Here is a 25,090-nt window from a genome sequence, read left to right as displayed (position 1 = left end):
ACCGCGTTCATGCTGTGAAAGGAGAAACCAGATGTCATCGACCACGTTGCCCGCTGTTCCGACCGAGAGAAGCCTCGAGTGGGTGCAACGCCTCATCGGAATCGATACGACGAGTGCCGTGAGCAATCGACCGTTGATCGATCTCATTGCGGCGGAACTACGTCGCCATGGGGTCGAGCCGGTACTTGTTGCCGATGACGAGGGAACGAAGCTCAACTTGTTGGCAACGTTCACTCCTCCTGACGGAAGTACTGCCGGCGGCGTGATGTTCTCCGGCCATACAGACGTAGTGCCGGTCGACGATCAAGACTGGAGTAGCGAGCCTTTCACGCCCGACGTTCGCGACGGAAGCCTGTACGGACGTGGCACGTGCGACATGAAGTCGTTCATCGGGATCGTCGTCGCTGCGATCCCCGACATCGTTGCTCGGCCGCTGGCGAAGCCGATTCACTTTGCATTCTCCTACGACGAGGAAGTCGGCTGCATCGGTGCGGCCGGGTTGGTCGAGGAGGTTGTTTCCCGGAACCTGCGCCCTGATGTGTGCGTCGTCGGAGAGCCGTCGGAGATGCGGGTCATTCGCGCACACAAGTCGATGAACGTCATACGTGTTGATCTGCATGGTGTTTCGGCGCACTCGTCGCTCACTCCGCAAGGAGTCAACGCGATCGAATACGGCGCCGAGTTGATTCGATTCGTCAGAAGCGCGGCCGACGAACTCCGTGCGTCCGGCCCGTACGACGACGCATTCGACGTGGCCTGGACGACGTGTTCGGTCAATCTCGTATCCGGCGGGATCGCAGTGAACACTGTCCCCGAGGATTGCTCCATCACTTTCGAGTTCAGGAGCATCAGCTCAGCTGGCGCCGCAGATTTGCTCGAACGCTTTGCCGCCGAGACGAATCGGATCGAGAACCTGATGCGGGAAGAAAACCCGTCAGCCTCCGTGACGATGCACGTGTCGGCCTCGGTCCCTCCCCTGGAGACGGATGCGAATGCTTCGGCGGCCGCACTGGTCGAACAATGGGGTGGTCGGGCCTCGGACGAAAAGGTCGCGTACGCCACCGAGGCCGGGATGTTCGCGACTATCGGTATCCCCACTGTCGTGTGTGGGCCGGGAAGCATCACTCAGGCGCATGCACCTGACGAGTACGTGACACTTGACCAATTGGCACAGTGCGAGCAGTTCGTTCGGAACGTCATCGCTCACGCCCGCGCCTGACCCACCCTGACCCCCTAAGGAAAACCATGTCCACGGCAACTACGCCAACCTCCGGAACAGTCACCCCGGAACGCCTGGCCGCTGCTCGCAAGGCGGTGATCAGCAGTTCGCTCGGCGCTGCGCTCGAATGGTTCGACGTCATCGTCTACGCATCATTCGCAGTGGTGATCGCCCATAATTTCTTTCCCGGCGGCGACAACACGCTCGGTTTGATACTGACGTTCGCGACGTTCGCGATCTCGTACGTCATCCGGCCGCTTGGCGGGATGGTTCTCGGTAGCTACGCCGATCGTCGCGGGCGCAAGAACGCCTTGACGTTGACGATGATGCTGATGATGATCGGCACGCTCATCATGGCCGTGGCGCCGACGACCTCGATGATCGGACCGTGGGCCGGCGTCGTCATCCTTGTTTCGCGTCTCATTCAAGGATTCTCCGCCGGCGGTGAATTCGGTACTGCTACAACCTTCCTCGTGGAGACTGCGCCACACAAGAAGGCGTTCTACTCTTCCTGGCAAGTTGCCAGCCAGGGTGCCTCGGTTTTCCTGGCATCGCTGTTCGGATACGTGCTCAACACCCACCTTTCGCATGAAGCGCTCTACTCGTGGGGCTGGCGCGTTCCGTTCTTCTTCGGCATCATCGTCGGGCCGGTCGGACTCTACATCCGTGCCAAGCTTGACGAAACGGACGATTTCAAGACGAGCGTCCCGGAAAAGGCTCCGCTGAAGACGACGTTGACCAGGCATCTCGGCCGGGTGCTGACCGGGGCCGCCGTAGTGGGCGTCGCGACGATCTCGATCTATCTCATCTTGTACATGCCGACGTTTGCCGTGAAGAACCTCGGAGTATCCGCCTCGGCCGGCTATCTCGGCGGCATCGTCGCCGGACTGGTCACCTTGATCACCGTGCCGTTGATCGGTCATCTAGCAGACCGGGTCGGACCGGCGAGAGTTATGACCTGGGCCGCCGTTGCGGCAATCGTCTTGGCCTGGCCGCTCTTCAAATTGATGGTCGATCACCCGTCGACTCTGACCCTCGTCCTGGTTGTTTCGGTCCTGGGTGTCATCATGGCGTTTGCCTTCGGTCCCTTGCCCGCCCTGATGAGTTCGCTGTTCCCGGCAGAGATCCGGGCTACCGGAATGTCATTGTCGTACAACCTCGGAGTGACTTTGCTCGGCGGAATCGCGCCGTTGGTCTTGACCTGGTTGATCAGTACAACAGGCTCGCTCGACGCCCCCAGTTACTACTACATGACGGTCGCAGTTCTTTCCCTCGGTGGGCTGTGGTCGGCAAGGACGCTTTTCAGCCAGAAGTGACGGCGGGGGAGCGCGGTCGGGATTACGCGACCGCGTCTCCCTCCGCCAGCGCGACAACGGTATCCGACCCGTGCCAGTCGGGGGCTTGGGTGCGGAGTAGAGCCGCCGGGGTCAGCGACGAGATTCGGCGGCATTCACGGGTCAAGTGGGCCTGATCGCTGAATCCGCAGTGGGCGGCGGATTCAGCGAGTCCCAGCGCGGGTCGACTGCGAGCGAGCGCCATGAAGCGCTGGAGGCGCAGGATCGAGCGCAGCGTTGCCGGGCCGTATCCGAAGGCGTCGTTGCATCGACGTTGGAGTTGGCGCGAAGTCAGTGCCGCCGCGTCGGCGAGAGAGCTGACATTCCACGAATGTTCGGACAGTGCGGTGCGAACGTGGTTGATCACCGGATCGTGACGGAAACTCGAACTTACCCAACTCCGAACAGCGCTTTCGAGGATGGAGACCTGTTCGTGGTCTTCGGAATTTTCCAAGCGGTTCAACAGTATTCGTTCCGTGCGTGCGTCGGTTACATCGCTGAGATCGGCGCGAGAATCCCGAAGCTCGGACGCCGAGGTTCGCAACATCGGCGATGCCGATCCAGGGCGGAATCGAACACCCACGGAGCGTGTTCCGGGCGGAAGAGTGAATGACCATGCAGCGGTTTCGGGGCCACAGACGCGTATGCCGACGCCGCGTATCCACAGCACGTCCATGCAAGCATCGGGCACGAGGAGGTGTTCTCCTTCTGCGCACGCCGTCCAGCCACACACCAGGATGTCGGAGAGATCCGGGGCGACCGATTGTGGTGTGTACCAACCCATGACAAGAGCTTATCGAGCGGCACCGACACGAAGGCGACTTCAGTCGACCGGGCCGAAGCGGTATCCGAATCCCCTGATGGTTTTGATGTACTTCGGTTTCGCGGGATCGGATTCGAGTTTGGACCGCAGGCTGAGAATGGTTGCGTCGACTACACGCGTCCTTTCGTGGTCGGAACCCCACACGTTTCGGATCAGGTGATCACGTGAGTACACGCGCCCAGGCTCGGTCGACAGCTCCAGGAGTACCCGCCATTCGGTCCGACTGAGGACCAGCAGCTTTCCGCCCATCGTCGCCGTCATCGCACGTCGATCGAGGAGCAGGTCACCGTGACGTTGGTGTTTGCCGGGGGCGGGATGTGCGGTTTCACGAAGGATTGCGGTGACCCGAAGATCGAGCGCGTGAGAATCGATCGGGTTCAGCACAAAGTCCGAGACAGCGCGATGTGGTGCTTCGTCGATGTCCTCGTAGGTATCCACCAGCATCATGATCGGCATCGAACTGCGCAAGCGGATCTGCCGTGCGATCTCGTAGCCGTCGATGTCCGGCAGAAGGAGATCGATCACGGCGATATCGAAACTGTCGGTGTCCAGGTCATCGAGTAGTCGACGCCCGGTGCGGACGAGCTGTATCTGGTGCCCGAAATGTATTAATTCGGTACCAAGCGTCTGGGCAAGCTCCGAACGATCGGTAGCTGCAAGTATCAAGCTCACGTGAAATCCTCCCCCCGAAGGTGTTACTAGTCGTAACAGCTTGCATTGTGGCAGATCATCGACCGCGGGACCAGACATAGGGCGGCCGATCGGAAGTCGAGGGGACCGGGGGCGTTCGTCGCTAGACTTCTTTCATGGGCACTCTGTTCGCGTTGACGCTGCCAGGCTTGCTCGTGCTGCTGGTCCTGTTCGCTTTCGCCGAGACTCTCTGGAACCGGCTCACCGGCGGCCGGGCACTGCCGTGGACTCGGGGACGTACGACTCGTCCGGTCTCGGCCGCGGGCTTCGAAGAGGTTGCTGCCCTGTTTCAGGGGTCCAAGCATCATGAATTCGAACAGCGTCAGAGCGCATTGATGCATCGTGAGGACGGAACGGACGGTGACCCGCCGTGGGTGTCTGTCGATCCGGAAGCTAACAAGGTCGTTCTCCGTCGACGGAGTTGACAGTCGGGTTCAGGCCCAGTGGCTGGGGCGGGTCAGTGAATCGGGCAGCGTGGTAGCCGAATCGCCGATCGCCGCGTTGATCTGGAACTGCGTGAGAAAGATACTGCCGCGGAGTTTTGCGCCGCGAATGTCGGTGCCGCGCAAGTCTGCACCGATCAGATCGGCTCGATCGAGTTCGCAGTCGCGGAGGTCTGCACCGATCAGGTAACTCCCGCGAAAGTTGGCCCCACGTAGATCAGAACCACGAAATTTGGCGCCGATGAGGTCTGCGCCGCGGTGGTCGAGTTTTCGACCCTTCTTGGTTGAGATCGGTGAGCGCACAAGGTTACTCGTCTGCAAGAGCAGTGTGTTGACTGCCGCTCGGTGTGCTGAGACGTCGACGGTTTGAATCTGCGAAGGTGTGCCGTTGGTCAGGCTTTCCGTCTCTGCGAGTGCAGCGTCGAGTTCCTTTCGTATCGAGTGGGTTTGCTTCAGCGAGCGGGCTTCGGCGAGATACCAGAGCAGTTCGTGCAACTGGCGTATGACAGGGAAGGTTTCGAACATGTCTGACGCGGTCTCCGGGGCATCACGCCAGCTGACGCCGTCGTAGGTCTGCTGTGAAACCTTCTGTCCCGCACCGAAACAGTCGTAGACGGTGCAACCGGTGAAGCCCTTCTTTCGCAATCCGGTGTGAATGCCGCAACGGAAATCCTGCTGCAGGTTCTTGCAGGGGTCGCCGGCATTCTTGTTGGTCGCGAAGTCGGAGGACTTGGAAAAGGGGAGTGCGACGCAGCACAGACCGAAGCAACTGCTGCAATCTGCGAGCAGATTGGTCTGGCCGGCAATCACGCGTACTCCCGATGGTTGGGTTGGACGGAAAGTCTGTCCTCGGGTTTGTGAGTCTGTCAAACGAAATTGCGTGGTTCGGCAGCAAGAAGTCCAGCGGCTCCGAGGTCGTATCCCGCGCAATTGCGGGGTACCAATCCGGCAGACGTGATTCTGGACCACGCTCGTGAAGTAGGTCGAAAATCGGGTGGACGGCCCAGCTCGCTGCAACCAATCGTCGTGCGGTACCCGGCGGCAGAACCAGTGCGCCGACGAAGACCACAAATGTTGCGGCCACTGCACTCCATTCGCGAGTGGGAATGGAAACGTCGATCGTGCGCCCAATCGCCACCTAGCCCATCTGCGACCTGGCGAAAATCACTCCCCATCCAGATCGAGGAGCGATACCCCCCGTGCCGTGAGCCGGAAGCGCAGCGGTCTCTTCGTAACCGTCTCAATGATCCCGGCATCGTCCAGGCGCTGAAGTCGCGGGCGGGCGAACTGGCTGGATCGACCCACCACCTCGACCAGGGTGTTCAACTTGATGGCGCGGTTCGCCTCGAAGCAGTGGGCCTGACCCAGGGTGAACAGGACTGCGCCGATGTGGTTGCTACCAACCGGCGGCGTCGACTCGCGATCGAGTCCCAAGTTCAGCGGAAATTCCTCATCCTCCACCAGAACGCGGATACGCGCCTCGAGTGTGTCGATCTTATGCCGCCTCTCGGAGAGGTCGAGCAGCAGTCGATGTTGCGCCTCGGCGATGATCTCCAGCATATCGATCAGGTAGGGCGTCAGATCTCCGCGGTTCAATGGATTCTCCGCGTCAGAGAATGCTTTGTAGTAACGATCCTTGTTGTCGGCGACGGTCGCCGACAATGCCAGGCTCGCATACGGAGCCAACACCTGTCGAAGGTCCAGCGCGAGAAGGTAGCGTCCGGTTCGGCCGTTGCCGTCGTAGAACGGGTGCGTGTACTCGAAGATGAAGTGCGCGACCACTGCCCTGATCAGTCGTGGAATCGAGTCGTCGCCCCCCTGGCTCAGCATGAGGGTCAGCGCGTCGTCGATCGCTGACTCGGGTACCACACCGGTGTGCACGACCTTGATTCCTGACGTGATCGATACTGGCCCTTGCCGGAACCGCTTCCCATCGGGGGCGTCCTCGTCGCGAATCTCGCCCCGAGTTACCGCGTCGTAGACGTCTCGGATGTCGTCGAGCGTCTGCGGACTCTCGGCCTGGTCGTTGCCGATATTGAGATAGAGCCGCACCATCTCGGCGAACCGCTTGTTCGCGAGGGGTTGCTCCGCCCACACCATCTCGATTGCCTCGCTGATCTCCTTCCGGGTTGAGCGGACCTGTTCGATCTCGTTCGTTGCCTGGATCTCGTCGATCACCATGCGATGCAGGTAGTGGGTGCGCGCGAGGGCCGGCAGCCCGTTCCACTCAGCCCGGATCTTCGGCTCGAAGCTCATGATCCGTTCGATCAGCGCTGCGACTTCGGGTGTCATCAGTGCGAACGTCGAGTGTTCGCCGATCAGTAGGTCCCAGTGGACGGCGGCGGGAGAATCGCGTCGCGCTCGCTCCTCAGCATCGGCACCAGCACGATCTCGTTGGTGAAAGATCGATTTCAACGTCCTGTACGCCATCTGGTCTCTCCCCGTATCCACGCTATATTGCCGCCTTGCTTTCCATGCCTATCTTATCCAGAATGGGATCTGGATAAATAAGACTTGCGGCGCGGGTGTCATTTCATGACCAACGCGGGCTGCAGGAGCAGATGTGGCCATAGCTTCCCGAATCGGGTTCGGGCCATCGGCGGGCCACTCGAAATCACGCAGCAGCATTCCGATTGGGCGCGCTGCGGATCGAAACCACCACGAGTCGGCAGACCGTCTGAGCTCGCAGAACATCGAGCTGAACCGAGACCCTGTTGCATTACTCGTTGCATGAGGACAGAAAAGAACCCCTGTGAACCGCTTCTCAGCGGTTCACAGGGGTTCCTTTGGCGGAGGATAGGGGATTTGAACCCCTGAGGGCGTTAACCCAACCCGCGTTCCAGGCGAGCGCCATAGGCCACTAGGCGAATCCTCCGTGGAGCAGCATACCCAATTGCGGGCGCGAAGCGTTAAACGGGTACCTGACCTGCGAAGAACCGGTGGAACTCGAGGTTTGCATCTCGGCCCCGGTAGGTGGTGTGCAGCGGCCGGCGAAAGCCGTCTACACTGTTCATTGGATCCCGCGCGGCGCGCATCCTGTGAACTCCCCCAGGGCCGGAAGGCAGCAAGGGTCAACGGGCTCTGCCGGGTGCGCGGGGTCCTCTATTTTTTCACATACCCGACCCCGCCTCGTCGGTGAAAGGCCGCTCCGGATGCCTATCCAAACCCAGATCGGGTTGATGAGCCATGAAGAACTCACCTCCGAGCATGAGAGCCAGAGCGCGAAGTACACGCAGCTCCAGGCGCAGAAGCTCGCACTCGATCTGACCCGCGGTAAGCCTTCCCCGGAACAACTCGACCTTTCCGCAGAGCTGCTGACGCTGCCCGGCGACGGTGATTTCCGTGACGGAAGCGGCACCGACTGCCGTAACTACGGCGGACTCACCGGTCTGCCGGAACTGCGCGCCATCTTCGGTGAGCTGCTGGGTATCCCCGTTGCGAACCTTCTCGCCGGCAACAACGCGAGCCTCGAGATCATGCACGACAACGTCGTGTTCTCACTGCTCCACGGCACTCCGGATTCGGCCCGGCCGTGGGCACAGGAAGAGAAGATCAAGTTTCTCTGCCCCGCACCGGGCTACGACCGCCACTTCGCGATCACCGAGTCCCTCGGCATCGAGATGATCGCGGTGCCGATGAACCACGACGGCCCGGATGTCGTCAAGATCGCCGAACTTGTTGCGTCAGATCCGCAGATCAAGGGCATGTGGGCGGTTCCGGTTTACGCGAACCCCACGGGTGCCGTGTACTCCGAAGAAATTGTCCGTACGCTCGCGTCGATGCCGACGGCCGCGCCCGACTTCCGCCTGTACTGGGACAACGCGTACGCCGTACATCCGCTTGTCGGCGAGACTGCGCCTTCCTACGACATTCTCTCGATGGCAGCGGAGGCCGGACACCCCAACCGTCCGCTCGTGTTCGCGTCGACGTCCAAGATCACTTTCGCCGGCGCTGGTGTGAGCTTCTTCGGTAGCTCGGCGGAAAACCTTGCCTGGTACCAGAAGTTTCTGGGTAAGAAGAGCATCGGACCGGACAAGGTCAATCAGCTTCGCCACCTGCGTTTCTTCGGCAATGCCGACGGCGTTCGTGCGCACATGGAGAAGCATCGCGCGTTCCTCGCGCCCAAGTTCGAGCTCGTACTGCGGATCCTCGAGGATCGTCTCGGTGCTTCGAAGGTCGCGTCCTGGACGGAGCCGAAGGGCGGATACTTCATCAGCCTCGACGTGGTCGACGGCACGGCCAAGCGCGTCATCGAACTGGCGAAGAACGCGGGTATCGCGCTCACCGCTGCCGGATCGGCTTTCCCGTACAGCACGGATCCGGACGACCGGAACATCCGGTTGGCCCCGAGCTTCCCGTCCACGGCTGAACTCGAAGTTGCCATGGACGGCGTGGCTACGTGTGTTCTGCTCGCAGCTACCGAATCGCGTCTCTCCGAGATCTGAGTTCTCGAAGCGGCGTGCCCGGTCGGTACTTTTCGGTCTTGTCTTGTACCGTTCGGAGCATCAATTCCCGACATAGGGTGTGAATCCCGGAGGTTGTAGTGACGGGCGCGATCAACGCTTCGGATGGGCCTTCTTTCGAGGCGCACACCGCGAACTCGGAGTCGGTCGTCGAAGCTGACATACCGCGACGCACCCTCCGTGTCGGTGTTCTCGGATTCTCTGTACTCGGTGTTCTGGCAGTCGCGTCCGTGCTGATGGTTCTTTTCGCCGTGCCGATGAATACGCGGTACTGGGGCATCTTCGAAAATTTCCTCGATCTCGACGTCTACCGCCACGGCGGCAGCGTTGTGGTTCAGGGCCTTCCGTTGTACGACGGGCCAGTCCTGGAAGGGATGATGTTCACGTACACCCCGTTTGCGGCTTTGCTGTTCACGGTGTGGGCGGTGCTCTCGTTCAAACAGGCGATTGTCGTGTGGACGGGTTTGAACATCGCTGCGCTGTTCGCAGTGATCGTGTTGTGCTGGAAGTACCTCGGTTATCGGCTCGACGTGAAGGCGTACGCCGTCAGTGCGTTGGCCACCACGATCTTTCTGTTCATGGAACCGATACGTACGACGCTCTGGCTCGGGCAGATCAACATCTTCCTGCTGCTCTTGATCGTGTGGGACCTCGGTCGGGACGAGAAGAGTCGGCTCCGAGGAATCGGGGCAGGCATCGCCGCCGGCGTGAAGCTCACTCCGGCCTTCTTCTGGGCGTACCTTTTCATCACTCGTCAATGGCGTGCGTTGGTGACGGCCGTCGTGACGTTCGCTGCGACCGTTGCGATCGGCTTCGTCGTGATCTACAACGATGCGTACAAGTACTGGACCGGCACTCTTGTCGACAGCGAACGCGTCGGACCGACGGATGCTCCTAGCAACCAGTCCGTGTCCGGTCTGATCGCTCAGCTCACTCACACTCCGACGCCGTCGCGGGTCCTGGTTCTAGTCTTCAGTGCGCTGGCGGTATGCCTCGGACTCGGTGCCGCGTGGATTGCTCACCGGCACGGCCAGAAATTGCTCGGCCTCACCATGACGGGGTTGACTGCGACCACTGTCTCGCCGTTCTCGTGGGGCCATCACTGGGTGTGGTTCGTCCCGCTGGTCGTCCTCGCCGCGCACTACGCGATGGTGTCGAAGAAGCGCTGGGCGTGGGTGGCGCCGTTCGTTTTCCTGCTCCCGGTCTTGAACTGGTCTCACACCTGGTGGGACCCGTCGGTCATTCCGGGTACGGATCGCTTCATCGGAATGGGCCTGTTCATGTTCGTGCCGCCCGAGTATCTGCGGATTCCGACCGTCGGCGTCTACCTCTGGGTCTTCACGCTTGCCGCGGTCTCGACGTTGGTTCTGTTCGGCTGGAAGAAGTGGAAGATTCCGGCCCCGGATGCGTCGGCGCCGGTCACAACTGCCGCCTGACGTGGCAGTATCGGACTCATGGCACTTCAACTGAACCTTGTCGGTGACCCCGAAGCTGATGCTCTCCTCGCCGAGGACCCGTTGGCGTTGTTGATCGGAATGCTTCTCGATCAACAGGTTCCGATGGAAACGGCCTTCCTCGGTCCGAAGAAGCTGGCGGATCGGCTCAGCGGTATCGACGTCAGGCGTATCGCCGACATGGACACCGACGAGTTCATCGCCGTCTGTGCCGAGCCTCCGGCTGTGCACCGATTCCCCAAGTCGATGGGCGAGCGTATCCAGCTCATGTGCCAGTTCATCGTCGAGAACTACGACGGCGACACCGCGGCGATCTGGACTTCGGGAAATCCCGACGGCAAGGAAGTACTGAAGCGGCTCAAAGCCCTACCCGGTTACGGGGATCAGAAAGCCCGGATCTTCCTGGCGTTGCTCGGAAAACAGATCGGCGTCGAGCCGAAAGGTTGGCGCCAAGCGGCCGGCGACTACGGGCTCGAAGGTTCGAGGCGCTCGATTGCAGACGTGGTCGACGAACAGTCTTTGCTCGAGGTCCGCGAGTTCAAGAAGGCCGCAAAGGCAGCAGCGAAGTCCGACAAGAAGTAAGCCGCTTTCAGGATTTCCGGGACCCGCTGGCACGCACTACTTTCATCAGGTCGCCTGCGGGGCCCTCGAGCTGACGCGGCGGGCGCCACACTGCACGCAGGGATCGGTCGAGTTCCAAGCCTTCGACGGCTACGACCCGAAGTTCTCCCTGCTTCACCTGGTCCTCGACGGCCAGCGTGCTCAGTACCGCCGGGCCGACGCCACCGAGCACGCTGGTTCGAATCGCGGCCGAACTACCCAGTTCCAACAACGGTGCACCGCGCTCGTATTCGTGTAACGCCAGGTCGAGAGTCGTTCTGGTTCCCGATCCGGGCTCGCGCACCAGCAGCGGCGTCGCTGCCAGTTCGGCGACGGTCAGCGGCTTTCGTCGACGCGCCCATGGATGATCCGGATGAACGACCACGACCAGCGAGTCACGCGCGACGGTGACGCTGGACAGGCTCTTCGGAACGGTCGGTGACTCGACGAATCCGAGGTCGCACATTCCCACCTCGACAGCCTCGAGGACGCGGGTCGAGTTGTAGACCTGAAGGTGGACGGTGACACCAGGATGTAGTGACCGAAAGATACCGAGCCAGGCCGGAATCAGATGTTCGGCGACGGTCATGCTGGCACACACGGTCAATTCCGCGGATCGTTCGGTCCGCATCCCTTCGGCGACGTCGAGAAGCTGCCTCGAGTTGGCGAGGACGCGGCGCGCCCAGTGGACGATGACGGTCCCCTGCGGAGTCAAAGCCGCCCCCGTCGACCTTCGGTGTATGAGTGGCATCCCGAGCTGCCGCTCGAGGGCTTTGACGGCGCGGCTGGCATTCGGCTGCGCAATGTTTGCTGAACGGCTTGCCGCACTGAGACTTCCGTGATCATCGATGCCGATGAGTAGCTCGAGAGTGGTGAGGTCGGGCCACCGTCTGGTCATGCAAACAGGCTATACCGAACTTCACGTTCATATCGATTTGATATGCCGTGATGGTAGAAATCGCCCTACCGGAGCGATGGTGACTCAAGGACGCTGGATGAGTGAACCGTGATGTGAAGTCCGTGGCCGAGAAACCCGCAGTCGCCCCTTCGTCAGAAGTACGACGGTGGTCCAGTGTGGCTGCATTGGTGCCCGGAGTTGCGTTGTGCGCCTTGGGGGCCACGGTCGCGCTGATAGCCGGTCAGTTCACCTCCGCCGTGAGTCCGTTGCTGATTGCGATCGTGGCGGGTGCGGTGTTGGCGAATGCCGTCTCTTTGCCGGCGAAATTCCAACCTGGCCTGGCATTCTCGGCGAAACGGCTACTTCGGGTGGGTATCGCTCTGCTCGGGCTGCAATTGATGTTCTCCGACATCGTCGGTTTGGGCTGGGGAGTGATCGCCGTTGTGGTGGCGATTGTGTTCCTCGGTATCGCCGGGACCATGTATGCCGGAAAACTTCTCGGATTGAGTTGGTCGCAGAGAATTCTGATTGCCTGCGGCTTCTCGATCTGTGGCGCTGCCGCCGTGGCTGCTGCGGACGGTGTGGTGAATGCGCGAGAGGAAGAGTTGCTCACCGCTGTTGCGTTGGTGGTGATCTTCGGAACTCTGATGATTCCGACAATCCCACTGTTGGCCAACGCTTTCGGTATGAACGAGGTCGGTGCAGGCATGTGGGCCGGTGGGTCGATCCACGAAGTGGCGCAAGTGGTGGCTGCCGGCAGCGCTCTCGGCGCCACCGCGTTGGGTGTCGCGACCGTGGTGAAACTTGCGCGCGTGTTGATGTTGGCGCCGGTCATGGCATTTCTGAGCATCCGGCAACGCAGGATGGTCGACAGCACCGCCACCAAGCGTCCTCCGTTGGTTCCGTTTTTCGTCGTGGCGTTCATCGGCTGTACGGGCTTGCGCTCCACGGGCATCTTGCCGGATGAGCTTCTGGGGCTGGCGAAGACGGTGCAGACGGCGCTGTTGGCGGCCGCGATGTTCGCACTCGGGCTGGGGGTGCGGTTGAGCGTCATTCGTGGAGTTGGCGCCCGGCCATTCGTGCTGGCCGCGATTTCCACTGTGTGGGTGGCAACGATCGCCTACGTCGGAGTCGTGCTGGTCAGCTGATCGAGCGCTGAGTCCGCCACGCGCTCGGGCTCATCGAGAACTGAGTGCGAAACCAGCGCGAGAAACTACCCTGCGTCGAAAACCCGAGGTGCACAGCCACTTCGGTCAACGAATAGCGAGGGTTGGAGACAAATCGTTCCGCGAGGGAGCTTCGAACCGAATTGAGAACGGCCGTGAACGTATCTCCGGATTCGGCGAGATGACGGTGCAGTGTCCGCCGGTCGAATCCGAGACTGCGTGCCACCTGCTCGACAGAGCAGCGGCCGGTCGGAAGCAGAACTTCGATCAATTCCTTGGTGCGGCTGAGGGTATCGGAGGTTTCCGAGGCGGGAAGCGAGTCGAGGAACTGGCGAGCGTACGGCCGGAGTAACTCGTCGGAAAGTTGGTTAGCCGCATCCAGGTCGGCGGCGAAGAAAACGATACCGGTGAACTCGTGATCGAATTCCACCGTCTCGCCGAGGATTCGCCGATGCGTGCTCGTGTCTTTCGGGGCATTGTGCGTGAATCCCACGCTGACCGGTTGCCATCGAGAACCCAGGAAACTCCGCAGGATCTGCAGTGTCGCGCCGACTGCGAGTTCGACGCCCTGTCTGGTGTCGACCGGTTCGCCGACCTCGAGCGAGATTCGCAGGGTGGCGAGTCCGTTGACCTCGTTCAATCGAATGCGCAATGACTCGTTGTACGTGTGCTCGTATCGCATCAATACGTCGAGCGCGCTCCTGACGTCTGGTTCTTCCCTGATGACCAAGCTGAGGGGACCGAGATTGGACAGTCGACGCAGGCCGGCGAGTAGAAGCCCGAAGTCTTCGTGTCCGGACTCCGCTGCCGATCGCTCCAGGAGCGATGCGATGGAGGCGGCCGGTACCCATTGGTCGGGGTTCGCCAGGCTTGCCGGGCTCAGGCCGACACTTCTCATGAGGGCCACAGCGTCCACGTCCACTGTTCGGCACAGGTCGACGTATCGGTTCAGTGACGCGTAGCGGGCGAGTGGCTTCATGGGGCCCCCTTTACTCGATGTCCCGAAATGTTGTGTTGTGTGTCTCGTCAAGTTAAGCATGTGAGCCGGATCTCACATAGTTTTGTTCACATCAGTTCGGCACGACCACGAAGTCGAGCACCGACTTCTGGAAGTTGTTGCGTACGAATACAGCTCGACCGTAATCGAGTCGAGCCCGCCCACAGAATTGGAGAGCATTGATGGCAAACGCCATTCGGTTCCACGAGATCGGCACACCGTCCGTCATGCGTTGGGAAGAGATCGAGGTAGGACGACCGGGCGCCGGAGAGGTTCGGGTTCGTCATGAAGCGGTGGGGTTGAACTTCGCCGACACCTACTTTCGAAGTGGCCTCTATCCTGCGCAATTGCCTGCCGGGATGGGCGTCGAGGGCGCCGGTGTGGTCGAAGAGATCGGCGAGGGAGTAGTCGATTTTGCGGTGGGGGACCGTGTGACCTACACCGGCAGTCCGCTGGGTGCGTACGCCACCGAGCGGATCATGGCGTCGTCCGACCTGATCGCGCTACCCGACGGCATCGCCTTCGACACCGCGGCCGCCATGACCATGCGAGGACTGACTGCCGCCTACCTTCTGCGTCGCATCTACCCGTTGAAAGCGGGAGACACCGTGTTGCTACATGCTGCGGCGGGCGGGGTTGGACTGATCTTCACCCAGTGGGCAAAACTGTTGGGAATCAAAGTGATCGGAACGGTGTCGAGCGACGAGAAGGCGAGCGTTGCCCGAGCTCACGGGTGCGATGAAGTCGTCATCTACACCCGCGAGGACGTCGTCGCGCGTGTCAAGGAGATCACCGGGGGCGTCGGCGTGCCGGTTGTCTACGACAGTATCGGGCAATCCACGTTCGACATCTCTCTCGATTGCCTTGCCAGGCGGGGGCTGCTGGTGTGCTTCGGAACGGCGTCCGGACCGACTCCGCCGATTCAGGCAATGCAGTTGGCAGTCAAGGGATCACTCTTCCTCACACGTCCGGCTCTCGCCGATTACATCGCGGATCCCGAAGAACGTGCCGAACTGGCGGGCGAACTGTTCTCACACGTCGAGTCCGGGCGAATCAAGATCGAGATCAACCAGAGATACCCCCTCGAAGATGCGGTGCGTGCGCACCACGACATGGAGTCCGGTCGCAGTATCGGTTCCTCCGTCTTCTCCGTCTGAACCGAAACAGCACTTCCCAGAGGAATTGTCATGACCAACACCGCAACGCTCACAGAAAACCTTCCCTCGTCGAGGAATACGATCCGCGTCGAGAAATTGACCTGTTCGATCGGGGCAGAGTTGTCCGGGGTGGATCTCGGCGAGGTCGCGCGAGATGATGCACTCTTCGCCGAAATCAAGGCATTGTTGCTCGAACACAAGGTTCTGTTCTTTCGCGACCAGACCTTCTCCAAAGCCGAGCACGTAGAACTTGCCCAGCGATTCGGTGAACTCGAGGATCATCCGGCTCTGGGCAGCGACCCCGACCACCCGGGCCTGGTCCGCATCTACAAGGATCTGGACAGCCCGCCGGAGCATTTCGAGAATGCATATCACTGCGACGCCACCTGGCGCGTTAACCCGCCCATGGGATGTGTATTGCGTTGTGTGGAAACACCTCCTGTCGGCGGCGACACGATTTGGGTGAACATGGCACTCGCCTACGAGAATCTGCCGGCGCGGGTCAAGGAGCAGATCAAGGATCTGCGTGCCAGGCACAGTATCGAGTCGACCTTCGGCGCTCGGATGCCGATCGAACAGCGGCACCAGCTGAAGGAGCGCTTCCCCGACGCCGAACATCCCGTGGTACGAACACATCCGGAGACCGGCGAGAAGATTCTCTTCGTCAATTCGTTCGCCACACACCTCGTGAACTATCACACGCCCGAGAACGTCCGCTATGGAATCGATTACGCCCCCGGCGCCGGGAATCTGCTCACTTACCTGGCGAGCCAGGCTCAGATTCCCGAGTACCAGGTTCGGTGGCGCTGGACCGAAAACAGCGTCGCGATCTGGGACAACCGTTCGACACAGCATTACGCGGTGCAGGACTACTGGCCCGCGGTTCGAAAGATGGAGCGCGCCGGAATCATCGGCGACGCACCGTTCTGATCTCTCTTCCCAGCCCCGAAGATAAATTCATTCACTCGATCGGAGTCACGCTATGCATTTCCACGACGATTCACTGTTCCCCGAAACCCAGGACAAGCTTGTCATCACCGTTGCTCCCTACGGACCGGAGTGGGAGCCGGACGATTTTGCAGAAGACCTCCCTCTGTCGATGGACGAGCACGTCCAGCAAGCCGTCGACTGCTTCAACGCCGGTGCCACAGTTCTCCACATCCACGTGCGTGAACTCGACGGCAAGGGCTCGAAGCGTCTGTCGAAGTTCAACGAGCTTCTCGGTCGCTTGCGTGAGGCCGTTCCCGAGATGATTCTGCAGGTCGGCGGGTCGATTTCGTTTGCCCCGGAGGGGGAAGGTGCCGATGCGAAGTGGTTGTCCGACGACGTGCGTCACATGCTGGCGGAATTGGAGCCGGCTCCCGATCAGGTGACGATCGCGATCAATACCAGCCAGATGAACATCATGGAACTGATGACCGACGACGACATCGCGGGTACGTCGATGCAGCGTCCGGAATTGGCCGATACGTATCGGGAAATGACTGTGCCCGCCGGTCCGGAGTGGGTGGCAGAGCACCTGCGCCGGTTGCAGGCCGCCGGAATCCAGCCGCATTTCCAGTTGTCCAGTATTCCGCAGCTCGAAACGGTGGAGCGGTTGATCCGACGCGGCATCTACACGGGTCCGGTCAACCTCACGTGGGTCGCAATCGGCGGCGGCTTCGACGGACCCAACCCGTACAACATGATGAACTTCGTCCAGCGTGTTCCCGACGGTGCGTGCCTGACGCTGGAAACGCTGATGCGTAGCGTCCTGCCGGTGAACACGATGGCCATCGCGATGGGCTTGCACGCTCGCTGCGGCAACGAGGACACCATCTGGGGCCGCAAGGGCGAGAAGATGACGTCGGTGCAGCAGATCGAGCAGTTGGTGCGCATTGCAGGCGAATTGGGCCGCGAGGTGGCTACGGCGAAGGAAGCTCGGGACATCTACCGGATCGGTGAGACGTATGCCGACACCGACGAGACGTTGGCGAAGCTGGGTTACGCGCCCAACCGCCGTATCGGCCAGCTGGGATTCACGCAGCACGCCTGAGTTCGCATCCTCTCGTACGACAGTTCCGGGGGTACGAACCGCGACGGTTCGTACCCCCGAATCCCCCCGTCTACCTCGAGTACTTCCTAGGAGAGTCATGGGACTGCAAGCTCCCGCCACGCCACGTGTGGACACCGCGCTCGGAATCGGCGGACGACGAAAGTTATACCCGTGGATCGTTTTCGCCCTGGCTTTCGGTCTTCTGCTCTCGGACTACATGTCGAGGCAGGTGCTCAGTGCAGTCTTCCCGATCCTGAAAGCGGACTGGGATCTCTCCGATTCGCACCTCGCCTCCCTGAGCAGCGTGGTGGCATTGATGGTCGGGCTGTTGACGTTCCCGTTGTCGCTGCTCGCGGACCGCTGGGGCCGCGTCAAGAGCTTGATCTTGATGGCGGTGTTGTGGAGTGTCGCGACGTTGCTGTGCGCAATCGCTCAGACCTACGAACAGATGTTGGGCGCCCGGTTCCTGGTCGGTGTCGGTGAAGCGGCGTACGGCAGCGTGGGTATCGCCGTGGTCCTCAGTGTGTTTGCGCCCCGCGTGCACGCAGCTCTTGCAGGTGCCTTCATGGCCGGTGGATCGTTCGGTTCGGTCATCGGTGTGGCAATCGGTGGGTTCATCGCAGTCCAGTTCAGTTGGCGGTGGTCTTTTGCCGCCATGGCGATCTTCGGTCTGATTCTGGTCGCGCTCTTCCGTGCCCTCGTCACCGAGAAGAAGCTCACCGCTTACGCCGTCGAGGCCGCGCCGGATGCCGCCGGGGAAGCGGTGAGACACGACGGTTTTCGTGCGCCGGTGTCCTCGCTGTTCACCAATCCAGCCGTATTATTCGCCTACATCGGTGGTGGTCTCCAGATGTTCACCGCCGCTGTACTTCTGGCGTGGTTGCCGAGCTTCTTCAATCGTTACTACGATTTGGCCCCGGACAAGGCCGGCGTCACGGCTTCCGTGTTCGTCCTCCTGGTCGGAAGCGGGATGGTGGTCTGCGGTTTCATCACAGATAGATTCAGCCGCGACGATTCGGCGCGAAAATGGACCACCGCCATCGTCTACTGCGCCATCTCGTTGGTGACGCTGAGCATCGGGCTCCGGTTGGGCACGGGGACAGCACAACTCGTGTTGCTCGGTATCGGTGCATTCTTCTCCGCCGGTTCGTCGGGGCCGACGGCAGCGATGGTCGCGAACCTTACCCATCACTCGATTCGAGCGTCGGCCATGGGAACGCTCACCGTCGCCAACAACCTTCTCGGGCTGGCGCTCGGTCCCTTCGTTGTCGGCATCCTCGCCGATCACCTGGGTCTTCTCGGCGCTCTACAGCTTTCGCCCTTCGTCTATGTCGTCGCGGCCCTCGCGTTGGTAGCCGGCAAGCGTGCCTATCCCGCCGGGATGAGGCGGCTGGCGACGTTGCAGAATCGGCCCGAGATCCCCGGCGCCACTGAAGTAACAGACGTTCGGAGCTCATGATGAATGAATCAACTACGGTAGTAATGGTTCCCGGTCTGCGGGATCATGTCGAAGATCATTGGCAGACTCACCTCGCGCGCAGGCTCGACAATGTTCTGACGGTTCCTCCCCTCGAGACCGACAAGCTCAGTCGCGATGCGCGGGTTGCGGCATTGAACGAGGTGCTGACAAGTGTCTGCGGGCCGGTGGTCCTGGTCGGGCACAGCGCCGGAGTCATGACAGTTGCTCACTGGGCGAGGGCGCATCATCGAGAGGTTGCGGGCGCACTTCTGGTCACGCCGGCGGATCTCGAACTTCCGCTGCCCGAGTCTTATCCGTCTCTCGACGATCTCGACCGACACGGGTGGCTACCGATACCGCGTCAGCGTCTGCCGTTTCCGAGCACGGTCGCGGCGAGTCGGAACGATCCGCTCGCCGGGTATCGCCGAGTTGTGGGTTTGGCTGAAGGATGGGGGAGTCGGTTGCTGGATCTGGGTGAGGTCGGACATCTCAATCCGGCGTCCGGATACGGGTATTGGCCGCGGGCGGAATCGTTGGTGCGGGAACTGCTCGAGTCGGTGTCGCGTGCTGCCTCGTCTCATGCCACGGATTCCGATGCGCAGGAGGAACACAGTCATGCTTGATCTTGCTGCTCTGCTGGAAGACTCGGCCCGGCGGTACCCGGAACGGGATGCGCTGGTTCTCGGGGAAGCGAGGCTGACGTATGCGCAGTTCGATGCGTACGCGAATCGCATCGCCCATCTGCTCGTCTCGCGGGGTGTCGAGCCAGGTGACAAGGTGGCGTTGTCCTGCCCGAACGTTCTCGAGTTCCCGATCGTCTACTACGGCATTCTCAAGGCCGGTGGCGTCGTCGTTCCTCTGAACATCCTGCTCAAGGGGCGCGAAATTGCCTATCACCTGGCTGATTCGGAAGCGAAGCTGTACTTCTGTTTCGAGGGAAGTCCCGAATTACCGATCGCCGAGTACGCCATCGCCGGGTTCGAGCAGAGCGAGACCTGTTCGGCCCTGATCGTGATCAGCGCCGAACCGGGTGCACCGTCGTCGATCCTCGGAGTCGAGACTCTAGGCGAAGCACTGGCATCCGTGTCCGGCACGGAAACGCCTGCAGCCGCGGTTGTTCGTGAACCGACGGACACCGCGGTCATTCTCTACACCAGCGGCACGACCGGAAAGCCCAAGGGCGCCGAACTCACTCACTGCAACATGGTCTTGAATGCACTGTCGACCAACCGGTTGTTCGAGAGCGTTCCGTCCATGCATGAGCGTTATCTCCTGACTTTGCCGTTGTTCCACTCGTTCGGCCAGACAGTGACCATGAATGCGGGAATCTGCGTCGGTGCCACCTTGGTGTTGATGCCGCGCTTCGATGCGACCGCGGCACTCGAGATCATGGAACGCGAAAAGATCTCGGTCTTCGCGGGCGTCCCGACCATGTATTGGGGACTGCTCGGCGTGCTGGAGGAGGTAGTGAAATCCGGGGTGGATATCGAGACCGTTGCACAGAACATGCGGTGCGCGATCTCCGGTGGTGCAGCGCTTCCCGTGGAAATATTGACACAGTTCAGGGAACGCTTCGGTGTTCAGATCCTCGAAGGGTACGGGTTGTCCGAGACCTCTCCGCTGGCCTTGTTCAGTGACCCGGAGAGCGACCCCCGGCCCGGTTCGATCGGCGTGCCGATCTGGGGCGTCGAAGCGCGGCTTGTCGACGACTCTTGGCACACGATCGCCGGCCCCGATGAAGTGGGAGAGTTGGCCATTCGCGGGCACAACGTCATGAAGGGCTATTTCAACCGACCAGAGGCGACGGCGGAAGTCATGTGCGACGGATGGTTTCGCACCGGGGATTTGGCACGGGTCGATACCGACGGAAATTACTACATCGTCGATCGCGCGAAGGACATGATCGTGCGGGGCGGATTCAACGTCTACCCACGCGAAATCGAAGAGGTTCTGCTCACTCACCCAGCCGTCTCACTCGTCGCCGTCGTCGGGGTGCCGGACACGAGCCTCGGCGAAGAAGTTGTCGCCTACGTGATCCGAGAGCCGAGTGAAGAGATCTCCGAATCGGATCTCGTGGAATGGTCGCGGGAACAGATGGCCGCCTACAAATATCCGCGCCGCATCGAGTTCGTGCCGTCGCTGCCGATGACGGCAACCGGAAAGATTCTCAAACGTGAACTGAATCAAGCATTTTCGATGGTCTGAGGAGATCGATGACTGACGTTCGAGCAAGTGAAGCTTTTCCCGTGACCCAGGCTATGAAGGATTCGGGTGGCTGGAATCCGTTGTGGGACGGACTTTCGGAGCTGGATCCCGAGTGGACCGAGCTGTACATGAAGACAGCGATGCAGCCCTGGAACAGCGGGGTGCTGTCACCTCAGGTGATCCAGTTGCTGTGCATAGCCGTCGATGCGGCGAGCACACACATGTACGCACCCGGCGTACGACGCCATATTCGCGCCGCGCTCGACATGGGAGTGACCCCGAAGGAGATTCTCGAGGTGCTGAAACTGACCACCGTCGTCGGGATTCATTCCTGCAATGTCGGCGTTCCGATCCTGATGGAGGAAATCGCGAACCGGTGAGGGCGGTCAGTCCCGCTCGCGGTTCTCCCGTTCCTCACGTTGACGCTGGAGGAACGGGCTCGGGTTCTGTCCGCCGATCGGACCGTGGCCGAGGACTCCGTGCTCGTAGGCCGACTCCGCGTGCAGGGCAACGTCGATTCCGCGGGCCTCGTCTTCACGCGAAATGCGGAAGCCGAAGGTCTTGTCGATGAGCTTTCCGAGACCGTAGGTCACACCGAAGGCATAGAGCGCGACCACGACGACGCCGACGAACTGCTTGCCCAACTGCGCGAATCCACCGCCGAAGAACAAACCTTCCGGACCGCCCGTCATCACGGCCGTCGCGAGGAGTCCGATCAGCAACGAGCCGACGATTCCGCCGACGAGGTGCACGCCGACGACGTCGAGGGAGTCGTCGTAGCCGAGCTTGTGCTTCCATCCCACGGCGTACGAGCAGACGATGCCGGCGATCAGACCGATGACGAGCGCACCGAACATGTTCACCGTTCCGCACGACGGGGTGATCGCGACCAGACCGGCGACGACGCCCGAAGCTGCGCCGAACGTCGTGGGGTGTCCGTCACGATTCTGCTCGACGAACAGCCAGCCGAGTAGTCCGGTGCAACCGGCGACGAGTGTGTTGAGGAAGATCTGCGAGGCCATACCGTCGGCCGCAAGGGCCGAGCCGGCGTTGAATCCGAACCAACCGAACCAGAGCAGGCCTACGCCGAGCAGGACGAACGGCAGATTGTGCGGACGCATCGACTCGGCCTTGAAACCCATCCGCTGGCCGAGGACCAGTGCCAATGCCAGACCCGACGCTCCGGACACGATTTCGACCACGAGGCCACCGGCGTAGTCGAGTGCGCCCATCTGGGCGAGCCATCCCTGCGGATTCCACACCCAGTGAGCGACGGGGACATAGACGAGCAAGGACCAGATGGGGACGAAGATCATCCAGGCGGAGAACTTCGCGCGGTCGGCGATCGCACCACTGATGAGCGCTGCAGTAAGGATTGCGAACGTCAATTGGAAGGTTGCGAACAACACTTCCGGGACATTCCCGTGCACCGTCGACGGGTCGATGCCCGCCATGCCGATGTGCTCGAGTCCGCCGATAATGCCACCGTGATCGTCGCCGAACACGAGGCTGTAGCCCACGAACAACCACGCAACCGTGACGAGTGCGATCGAGACGAAACTCATCATGATCATGTTGAGTACGCCCGTCGAGCGGACCATGCCGCCGTAGAACAGTGCGAGTCCTGGCGTCATCAGAAGTACGAGTGCAGTACTGACGAGCAACCAGGCAGTTGCTCCGGCATCGATGGTGGCGGGCACAGTTTTCTCCTCACGCACGCGGACCAGCCCGCGTGCACGGAACCCACGATGAGTGCGTGCGGTTTCCTCCGCACTGCGATTGTGTTGCGAACATGTTTCGGGAGAAGTCGGCGTTGCACCCGCACCGGACCACCTGTCGTGGGTCGCCGGTAGTCTTTGCGCGTGGCCCTGTACCGGAAGTATCGACCCGCGTCCTTCGCCGAGGTGGTGGGGCAGGAGCATGTCACCGCACCGCTCAGCACGGCCCTCGACACCGGACGCATCAACCATGCCTACCTGTTTTCCGGCCCGCGCGGCTGCGGAAAGACGTCGTCGGCGCGAATCCTGGCGCGTTCGCTGAACTGTGAGCAGGGACCGACGTCGACGCCGTGCGACGTGTGCGACTCGTGCGTTTCGCTGGGCCCGGGCGGCACAGGCAACCTGGATGTGACGGAACTCGACGCCGCAAGTCACGGTGGCGTCGACGACACCCGAGAACTCCGAGACAAGGCGTTCCACGCACCCGCCGCATCTCGCTACCGCGTCTTCATCATCGACGAGGCACACATGGTGACGGCGGCGGGTTTCAATGCGCTGCTCAAGATCGTCGAAGAGCCGCCGGAACACCTCATCTTCATCTTTGCGACGACGGAACCGGAAAAGGTTCTCCCGACCATCCGTTCGCGTACGCACCATTACCCGTTTCGCCTGTTGGCGCCGTCGACCATGCGCGGACTCCTGGAAAAGATCTGCGCCCAGGAGGGCGTACCGGTCGAGCCTGCGGTGTATCCACTGGTCATCAAGGCCGGCGGCGGTTCCCCTCGTGACTCGTTGAGTGTCCTCGATCAGCTGCTCGCGGGCGCAGGAGAAGAAGGTGTCACGTATCCGCGCGCGCTCTCTCTTCTCGGAGTCACCGACGTCGCGCTCATCGACGAAGCAGTAGACGCCCTGTCTGCCAGTGACGGGGCCGCGTTGTTCGGCACTGTCGATCGCGTGATGGACGCCGGTCACGATCCACGCCGATTCGCGCTCGATCTTCTCGAGCGCCTGCGTGATCTCATCTTGATGCAGGCTGTTTCCGACGCCAGCGAACGAGGATTGGTCGACGCTCCGGAAGCGGAGCTGGTCACGATGCGTGAGCAGATTCAACGAGTCGGCCCGGCCACGCTCACCCGCTTCGCCGAGACTGTCCATGCCGGACTCAGCGAAATGCGTGGTGCGACGGCGCCGCGGCTGCTGCTCGAAGTGATGTGCGCGCGAATGCTGCTGCCGTCGGCCTCCGACACCGAGTCAGCTGTATTGCAGCGGCTGGAGCGCCTGGAACAAGGTATTCCGGCTGCCGGAGTCGCGGCTGCTCCTCGCGCGGCAGCAACGCCGGCACCCACCGTGCCGCCGCTCGAACCGGAGATTGCTTCCAAGTTTCAACGGCCCTCTCAACGCAAGGCCGAGCCTGAGGCACGGCCGGAACCAGCCGCGCCTGCTCCAGCTGCGGCGCCGCCGGTTGTGGAGGCTCCTGTCGTCGAACCTCCGGTAGCGGCAGTTCCCGTCGTCGAGACTCCCACTGTCGAGATCGTGGAACCGCCGGTTGCCGAGGCTCCGGTGGTTGAAGCTCCGGTTGCCGAAGCTCCAATAGTTGAAGCTCCTGTGGTTGAACCACCGGTTACTGCTTCTGTCGAGGCGGAAGAGCTGATCGGGCTTGCCGAGCCGGAACCCGACTACGAGCCCGAGCCCGAGTTCGACGAGCCGGCGGTTGCCGAAGCTGCGCCGGTCTCGGCAGGCCCCACAGTCGAGACTCTCCGTGAATCGTGGAACACCTTGCGCAACAAGGTCGGTGAACGAAACAAGGTTCTTCCGGCCATGCTGTCCGCTGCGACGGTTCACGACGTGCGTGGACATGTCGTTGTCATCGCTCACGGCTCACCGGTCCTGGGTGCTCGTGTGACGCAACCGCACAACGCGGCGGTCATTTGCGAGGTCCTTGCCGAAATGTTCGGTGGCACTTGGCAAGTCGAGTATCAAGAAGGTGCGCCTACAGCGCCGACAGTATCGAGCGCAACCAAGGCGACAGAAGCTCCGAGCCGCCCTGCCGCTGCGCCCCGCTTCTCGCGGCCCAGTCAGGAGCGCGCAGCGCAGCAGCCCAAGGCCCCGCAGCCCCAGCGCGGCGAATCGGACGACATTCCGCCGCCCGAGGCCCCCGACTATCCGGAAGACCCTGGACCGGCCCCTGCTCCTGAGGTCGACTACGAGGCAACTCCTCCGCCTGCAACGCCGGAGGATGAGGACGAGATGTTTGCGGAGGCGGCGGAGCCCGCTGATCCGACTGCCAGACGTGATCCCGAAGATGTTGCAAAGGAACTCCTCAAGGACGTCCTCGGAGCTCGCCGCCTCGAAAGCTGAGTTGCCGAGTCGGTCCGTGTGCGTGAGACAGCTGTCGGAATCCAGCTGCACCACTGTGTGATCGAATTGTT

At 61.4% G+C, this 25,090-nt stretch carries 22 protein-coding genes, 1 tRNA gene and 1 other RNA gene; 16 read left to right on the top strand and 8 right to left on the bottom strand.

Annotated features, from left to right (window positions below):
- Positions 1 to 31 precede the first annotated feature (31 nt).
- On the top strand, positions 32 to 1,219 hold the full coding sequence (gene argE, locus P3G66_RS19360; protein WP_007731582.1) for an acetylornithine deacetylase: 1,188 nt from the start codon (positions 32 to 34) through the stop codon (positions 1,217 to 1,219).
- Between the two features lie 26 nt (positions 1,220 to 1,245).
- The gene (locus P3G66_RS19355; RefSeq protein ID WP_003943831.1) at positions 1,246 to 2,535 is read left to right on the top strand and encodes an MFS transporter; all 1,290 of its coding nucleotides are present in this window, start codon (positions 1,246 to 1,248) and stop codon (positions 2,533 to 2,535) included.
- A gap of 22 nt (positions 2,536 to 2,557) precedes the next feature.
- Here P3G66_RS19355 and P3G66_RS19350 read toward each other — a convergent pair whose 3' ends face one another.
- Both P3G66_RS19350 and P3G66_RS19345 read right to left on the bottom strand, forming a co-directional pair.
- Positions 2,558 to 3,337, bottom strand: a complete 780-nt coding sequence (locus P3G66_RS19350; RefSeq protein ID WP_003943809.1) for a helix-turn-helix domain-containing protein — start codon at positions 3,335 to 3,337, stop codon at positions 2,558 to 2,560.
- Positions 3,338 to 3,376: 39 nt separating this feature from the next.
- Positions 3,377 to 4,048 (bottom strand): response regulator transcription factor, encoded by a 672-nt coding sequence (locus P3G66_RS19345; RefSeq protein WP_007731581.1) that lies wholly within the window; start codon positions 4,046 to 4,048, stop codon positions 3,377 to 3,379.
- Positions 4,049 to 4,182: 134 nt separating this feature from the next.
- Between P3G66_RS19345 and P3G66_RS19340 the strand changes: the two genes are divergently transcribed.
- On the top strand, positions 4,183 to 4,491 hold the full coding sequence (locus tag P3G66_RS19340) for a DUF6191 domain-containing protein (RefSeq protein WP_007731580.1): 309 nt from the start codon (positions 4,183 to 4,185) through the stop codon (positions 4,489 to 4,491).
- 9 nt (positions 4,492 to 4,500) lie between these two features.
- Here the strand turns inward: P3G66_RS19340 and P3G66_RS19335 are convergent, their stop codons facing one another.
- The 3 genes from P3G66_RS19335 to P3G66_RS19325 all read right to left on the bottom strand — a co-directional run bounded on the left by P3G66_RS19335 (position 4,501) and on the right by P3G66_RS19325 (position 7,384).
- On the bottom strand, positions 4,501 to 5,319 hold the full coding sequence (locus P3G66_RS19335) for a pentapeptide repeat-containing protein (RefSeq protein ID WP_042447733.1): 819 nt from the start codon (positions 5,317 to 5,319) through the stop codon (positions 4,501 to 4,503).
- A gap of 354 nt (positions 5,320 to 5,673) precedes the next feature.
- Entirely contained in the window at positions 5,674 to 6,765 is a 1,092-nt protein-coding gene (locus P3G66_RS19330) for a Fic family protein (RefSeq protein ID WP_269616187.1), read from the bottom strand.
- Positions 6,766 to 7,296: 531 nt separating this feature from the next.
- A tRNA-Ser gene (locus P3G66_RS19325) sits at positions 7,297 to 7,384 on the bottom strand.
- A gap of 136 nt (positions 7,385 to 7,520) precedes the next feature.
- Between P3G66_RS19325 and ffs the strand changes: the two genes are divergently transcribed.
- The 4 genes from ffs (at position 7,521) to P3G66_RS19305 (ending at position 11,008) form a co-directional block, all read left to right on the top strand.
- Positions 7,521 to 7,620: signal recognition particle sRNA small type (gene ffs, locus P3G66_RS19320), an RNA gene on the top strand.
- 41 nt (positions 7,621 to 7,661) lie between these two features.
- On the top strand, positions 7,662 to 8,954 hold the full coding sequence (locus P3G66_RS19315; RefSeq protein WP_019746524.1) for an aminotransferase class I/II-fold pyridoxal phosphate-dependent enzyme: 1,293 nt from the start codon (positions 7,662 to 7,664) through the stop codon (positions 8,952 to 8,954).
- Between the two features lie 98 nt (positions 8,955 to 9,052).
- Positions 9,053 to 10,408, top strand: a complete 1,356-nt coding sequence (locus tag P3G66_RS19310; protein ID WP_073512844.1) for a glycosyltransferase 87 family protein — start codon at positions 9,053 to 9,055, stop codon at positions 10,406 to 10,408.
- Between the two features lie 18 nt (positions 10,409 to 10,426).
- Entirely contained in the window at positions 10,427 to 11,008 is a 582-nt protein-coding gene (locus P3G66_RS19305; protein WP_276117010.1) for an HhH-GPD-type base excision DNA repair protein, read from the top strand.
- A 7-nt stretch (positions 11,009 to 11,015) separates the two neighbouring features.
- Here the strand turns inward: P3G66_RS19305 and P3G66_RS19300 are convergent, their stop codons facing one another.
- A complete protein-coding gene (locus tag P3G66_RS19300) occupies positions 11,016 to 11,924 on the bottom strand; it encodes a LysR family transcriptional regulator (RefSeq protein ID WP_007731572.1) in 909 nt (302 codons plus the stop codon).
- Between the two features lie 101 nt (positions 11,925 to 12,025).
- Between P3G66_RS19300 and P3G66_RS19295 the strand changes: the two genes are divergently transcribed.
- Entirely contained in the window at positions 12,026 to 13,072 is a 1,047-nt protein-coding gene (locus tag P3G66_RS19295; protein WP_081377557.1) for a putative sulfate exporter family transporter, read from the top strand.
- Here the strand turns inward: P3G66_RS19295 and P3G66_RS19290 are convergent.
- A complete protein-coding gene (locus tag P3G66_RS19290; protein WP_073512843.1) occupies positions 13,065 to 14,069 on the bottom strand; it encodes an AraC family transcriptional regulator in 1,005 nt (334 codons plus the stop codon). The two genes, P3G66_RS19295 and P3G66_RS19290, sit on opposite strands and share 8 nt — an antisense overlap.
- Positions 14,070 to 14,269: 200 nt before the next feature.
- Here P3G66_RS19290 and P3G66_RS19285 point away from each other — a divergent pair, with 200 nt between their 5' ends.
- The 7 genes from P3G66_RS19285 to P3G66_RS19255 all read left to right on the top strand — a co-directional run bounded on the left by P3G66_RS19285 (position 14,270) and on the right by P3G66_RS19255 (position 21,323).
- Positions 14,270 to 15,244 (top strand): quinone oxidoreductase, encoded by a 975-nt coding sequence (locus P3G66_RS19285; RefSeq protein WP_003943928.1) that lies wholly within the window; start codon positions 14,270 to 14,272, stop codon positions 15,242 to 15,244.
- 30 nt (positions 15,245 to 15,274) lie between these two features.
- Positions 15,275 to 16,174 (top strand): TauD/TfdA family dioxygenase, encoded by a 900-nt coding sequence (locus tag P3G66_RS19280; RefSeq protein ID WP_007731564.1) that lies wholly within the window; start codon positions 15,275 to 15,277, stop codon positions 16,172 to 16,174.
- 52 nt (positions 16,175 to 16,226) lie between these two features.
- A complete protein-coding gene (locus P3G66_RS19275) occupies positions 16,227 to 17,279 on the top strand; it encodes a 3-keto-5-aminohexanoate cleavage protein (RefSeq protein WP_003943988.1) in 1,053 nt (350 codons plus the stop codon).
- Positions 17,280 to 17,376: 97 nt separating this feature from the next.
- Entirely contained in the window at positions 17,377 to 18,738 is a 1,362-nt protein-coding gene (locus P3G66_RS19270; protein ID WP_007731563.1) for an MFS transporter, read from the top strand.
- Positions 18,738 to 19,361 (top strand): alpha/beta fold hydrolase, encoded by a 624-nt coding sequence (locus P3G66_RS19265; protein ID WP_042926504.1) that lies wholly within the window; start codon positions 18,738 to 18,740, stop codon positions 19,359 to 19,361. The genes P3G66_RS19270 and P3G66_RS19265 overlap by 1 nt, the downstream gene beginning before the upstream one ends.
- Positions 19,354 to 20,943, top strand: a complete 1,590-nt coding sequence (locus P3G66_RS19260; RefSeq protein ID WP_276117009.1) for a long-chain fatty acid--CoA ligase — start codon at positions 19,354 to 19,356, stop codon at positions 20,941 to 20,943. The genes P3G66_RS19265 and P3G66_RS19260 overlap by 8 nt, the downstream gene beginning before the upstream one ends.
- An 8-nt stretch (positions 20,944 to 20,951) precedes the next feature.
- The gene (locus P3G66_RS19255; protein ID WP_020905896.1) at positions 20,952 to 21,323 is read left to right on the top strand and encodes a carboxymuconolactone decarboxylase family protein; all 372 of its coding nucleotides are present in this window, start codon (positions 20,952 to 20,954) and stop codon (positions 21,321 to 21,323) included.
- A gap of 6 nt (positions 21,324 to 21,329) precedes the next feature.
- On the opposite strand, the gene P3G66_RS19250 is transcribed toward P3G66_RS19255, so the two are convergent.
- Positions 21,330 to 22,643 (bottom strand): ammonium transporter, encoded by a 1,314-nt coding sequence (locus P3G66_RS19250; RefSeq protein WP_003943791.1) that lies wholly within the window; start codon positions 22,641 to 22,643, stop codon positions 21,330 to 21,332.
- Between the two features lie 162 nt (positions 22,644 to 22,805).
- Here P3G66_RS19250 and P3G66_RS19245 point away from each other — a divergent pair, with 162 nt between their 5' ends.
- Complete coding sequence (locus P3G66_RS19245; protein ID WP_192712887.1) at positions 22,806 to 25,019, top strand: DNA polymerase III subunit gamma and tau; 2,214 nt, start codon at positions 22,806 to 22,808, stop codon at positions 25,017 to 25,019.
- Positions 25,020 to 25,090 lie beyond the last annotated feature (71 nt).

It is taken from the genome of Rhodococcus sp. C3V, assembly GCF_029269915.1.
Lineage (GTDB): Bacteria > Actinomycetota > Actinomycetes > Mycobacteriales > Mycobacteriaceae > Rhodococcus_F > Rhodococcus_F qingshengii.
The sequence above is the reverse complement of the archived record's forward strand: the minus strand, read 5'-3'. Positions and strand labels throughout refer to the sequence as shown.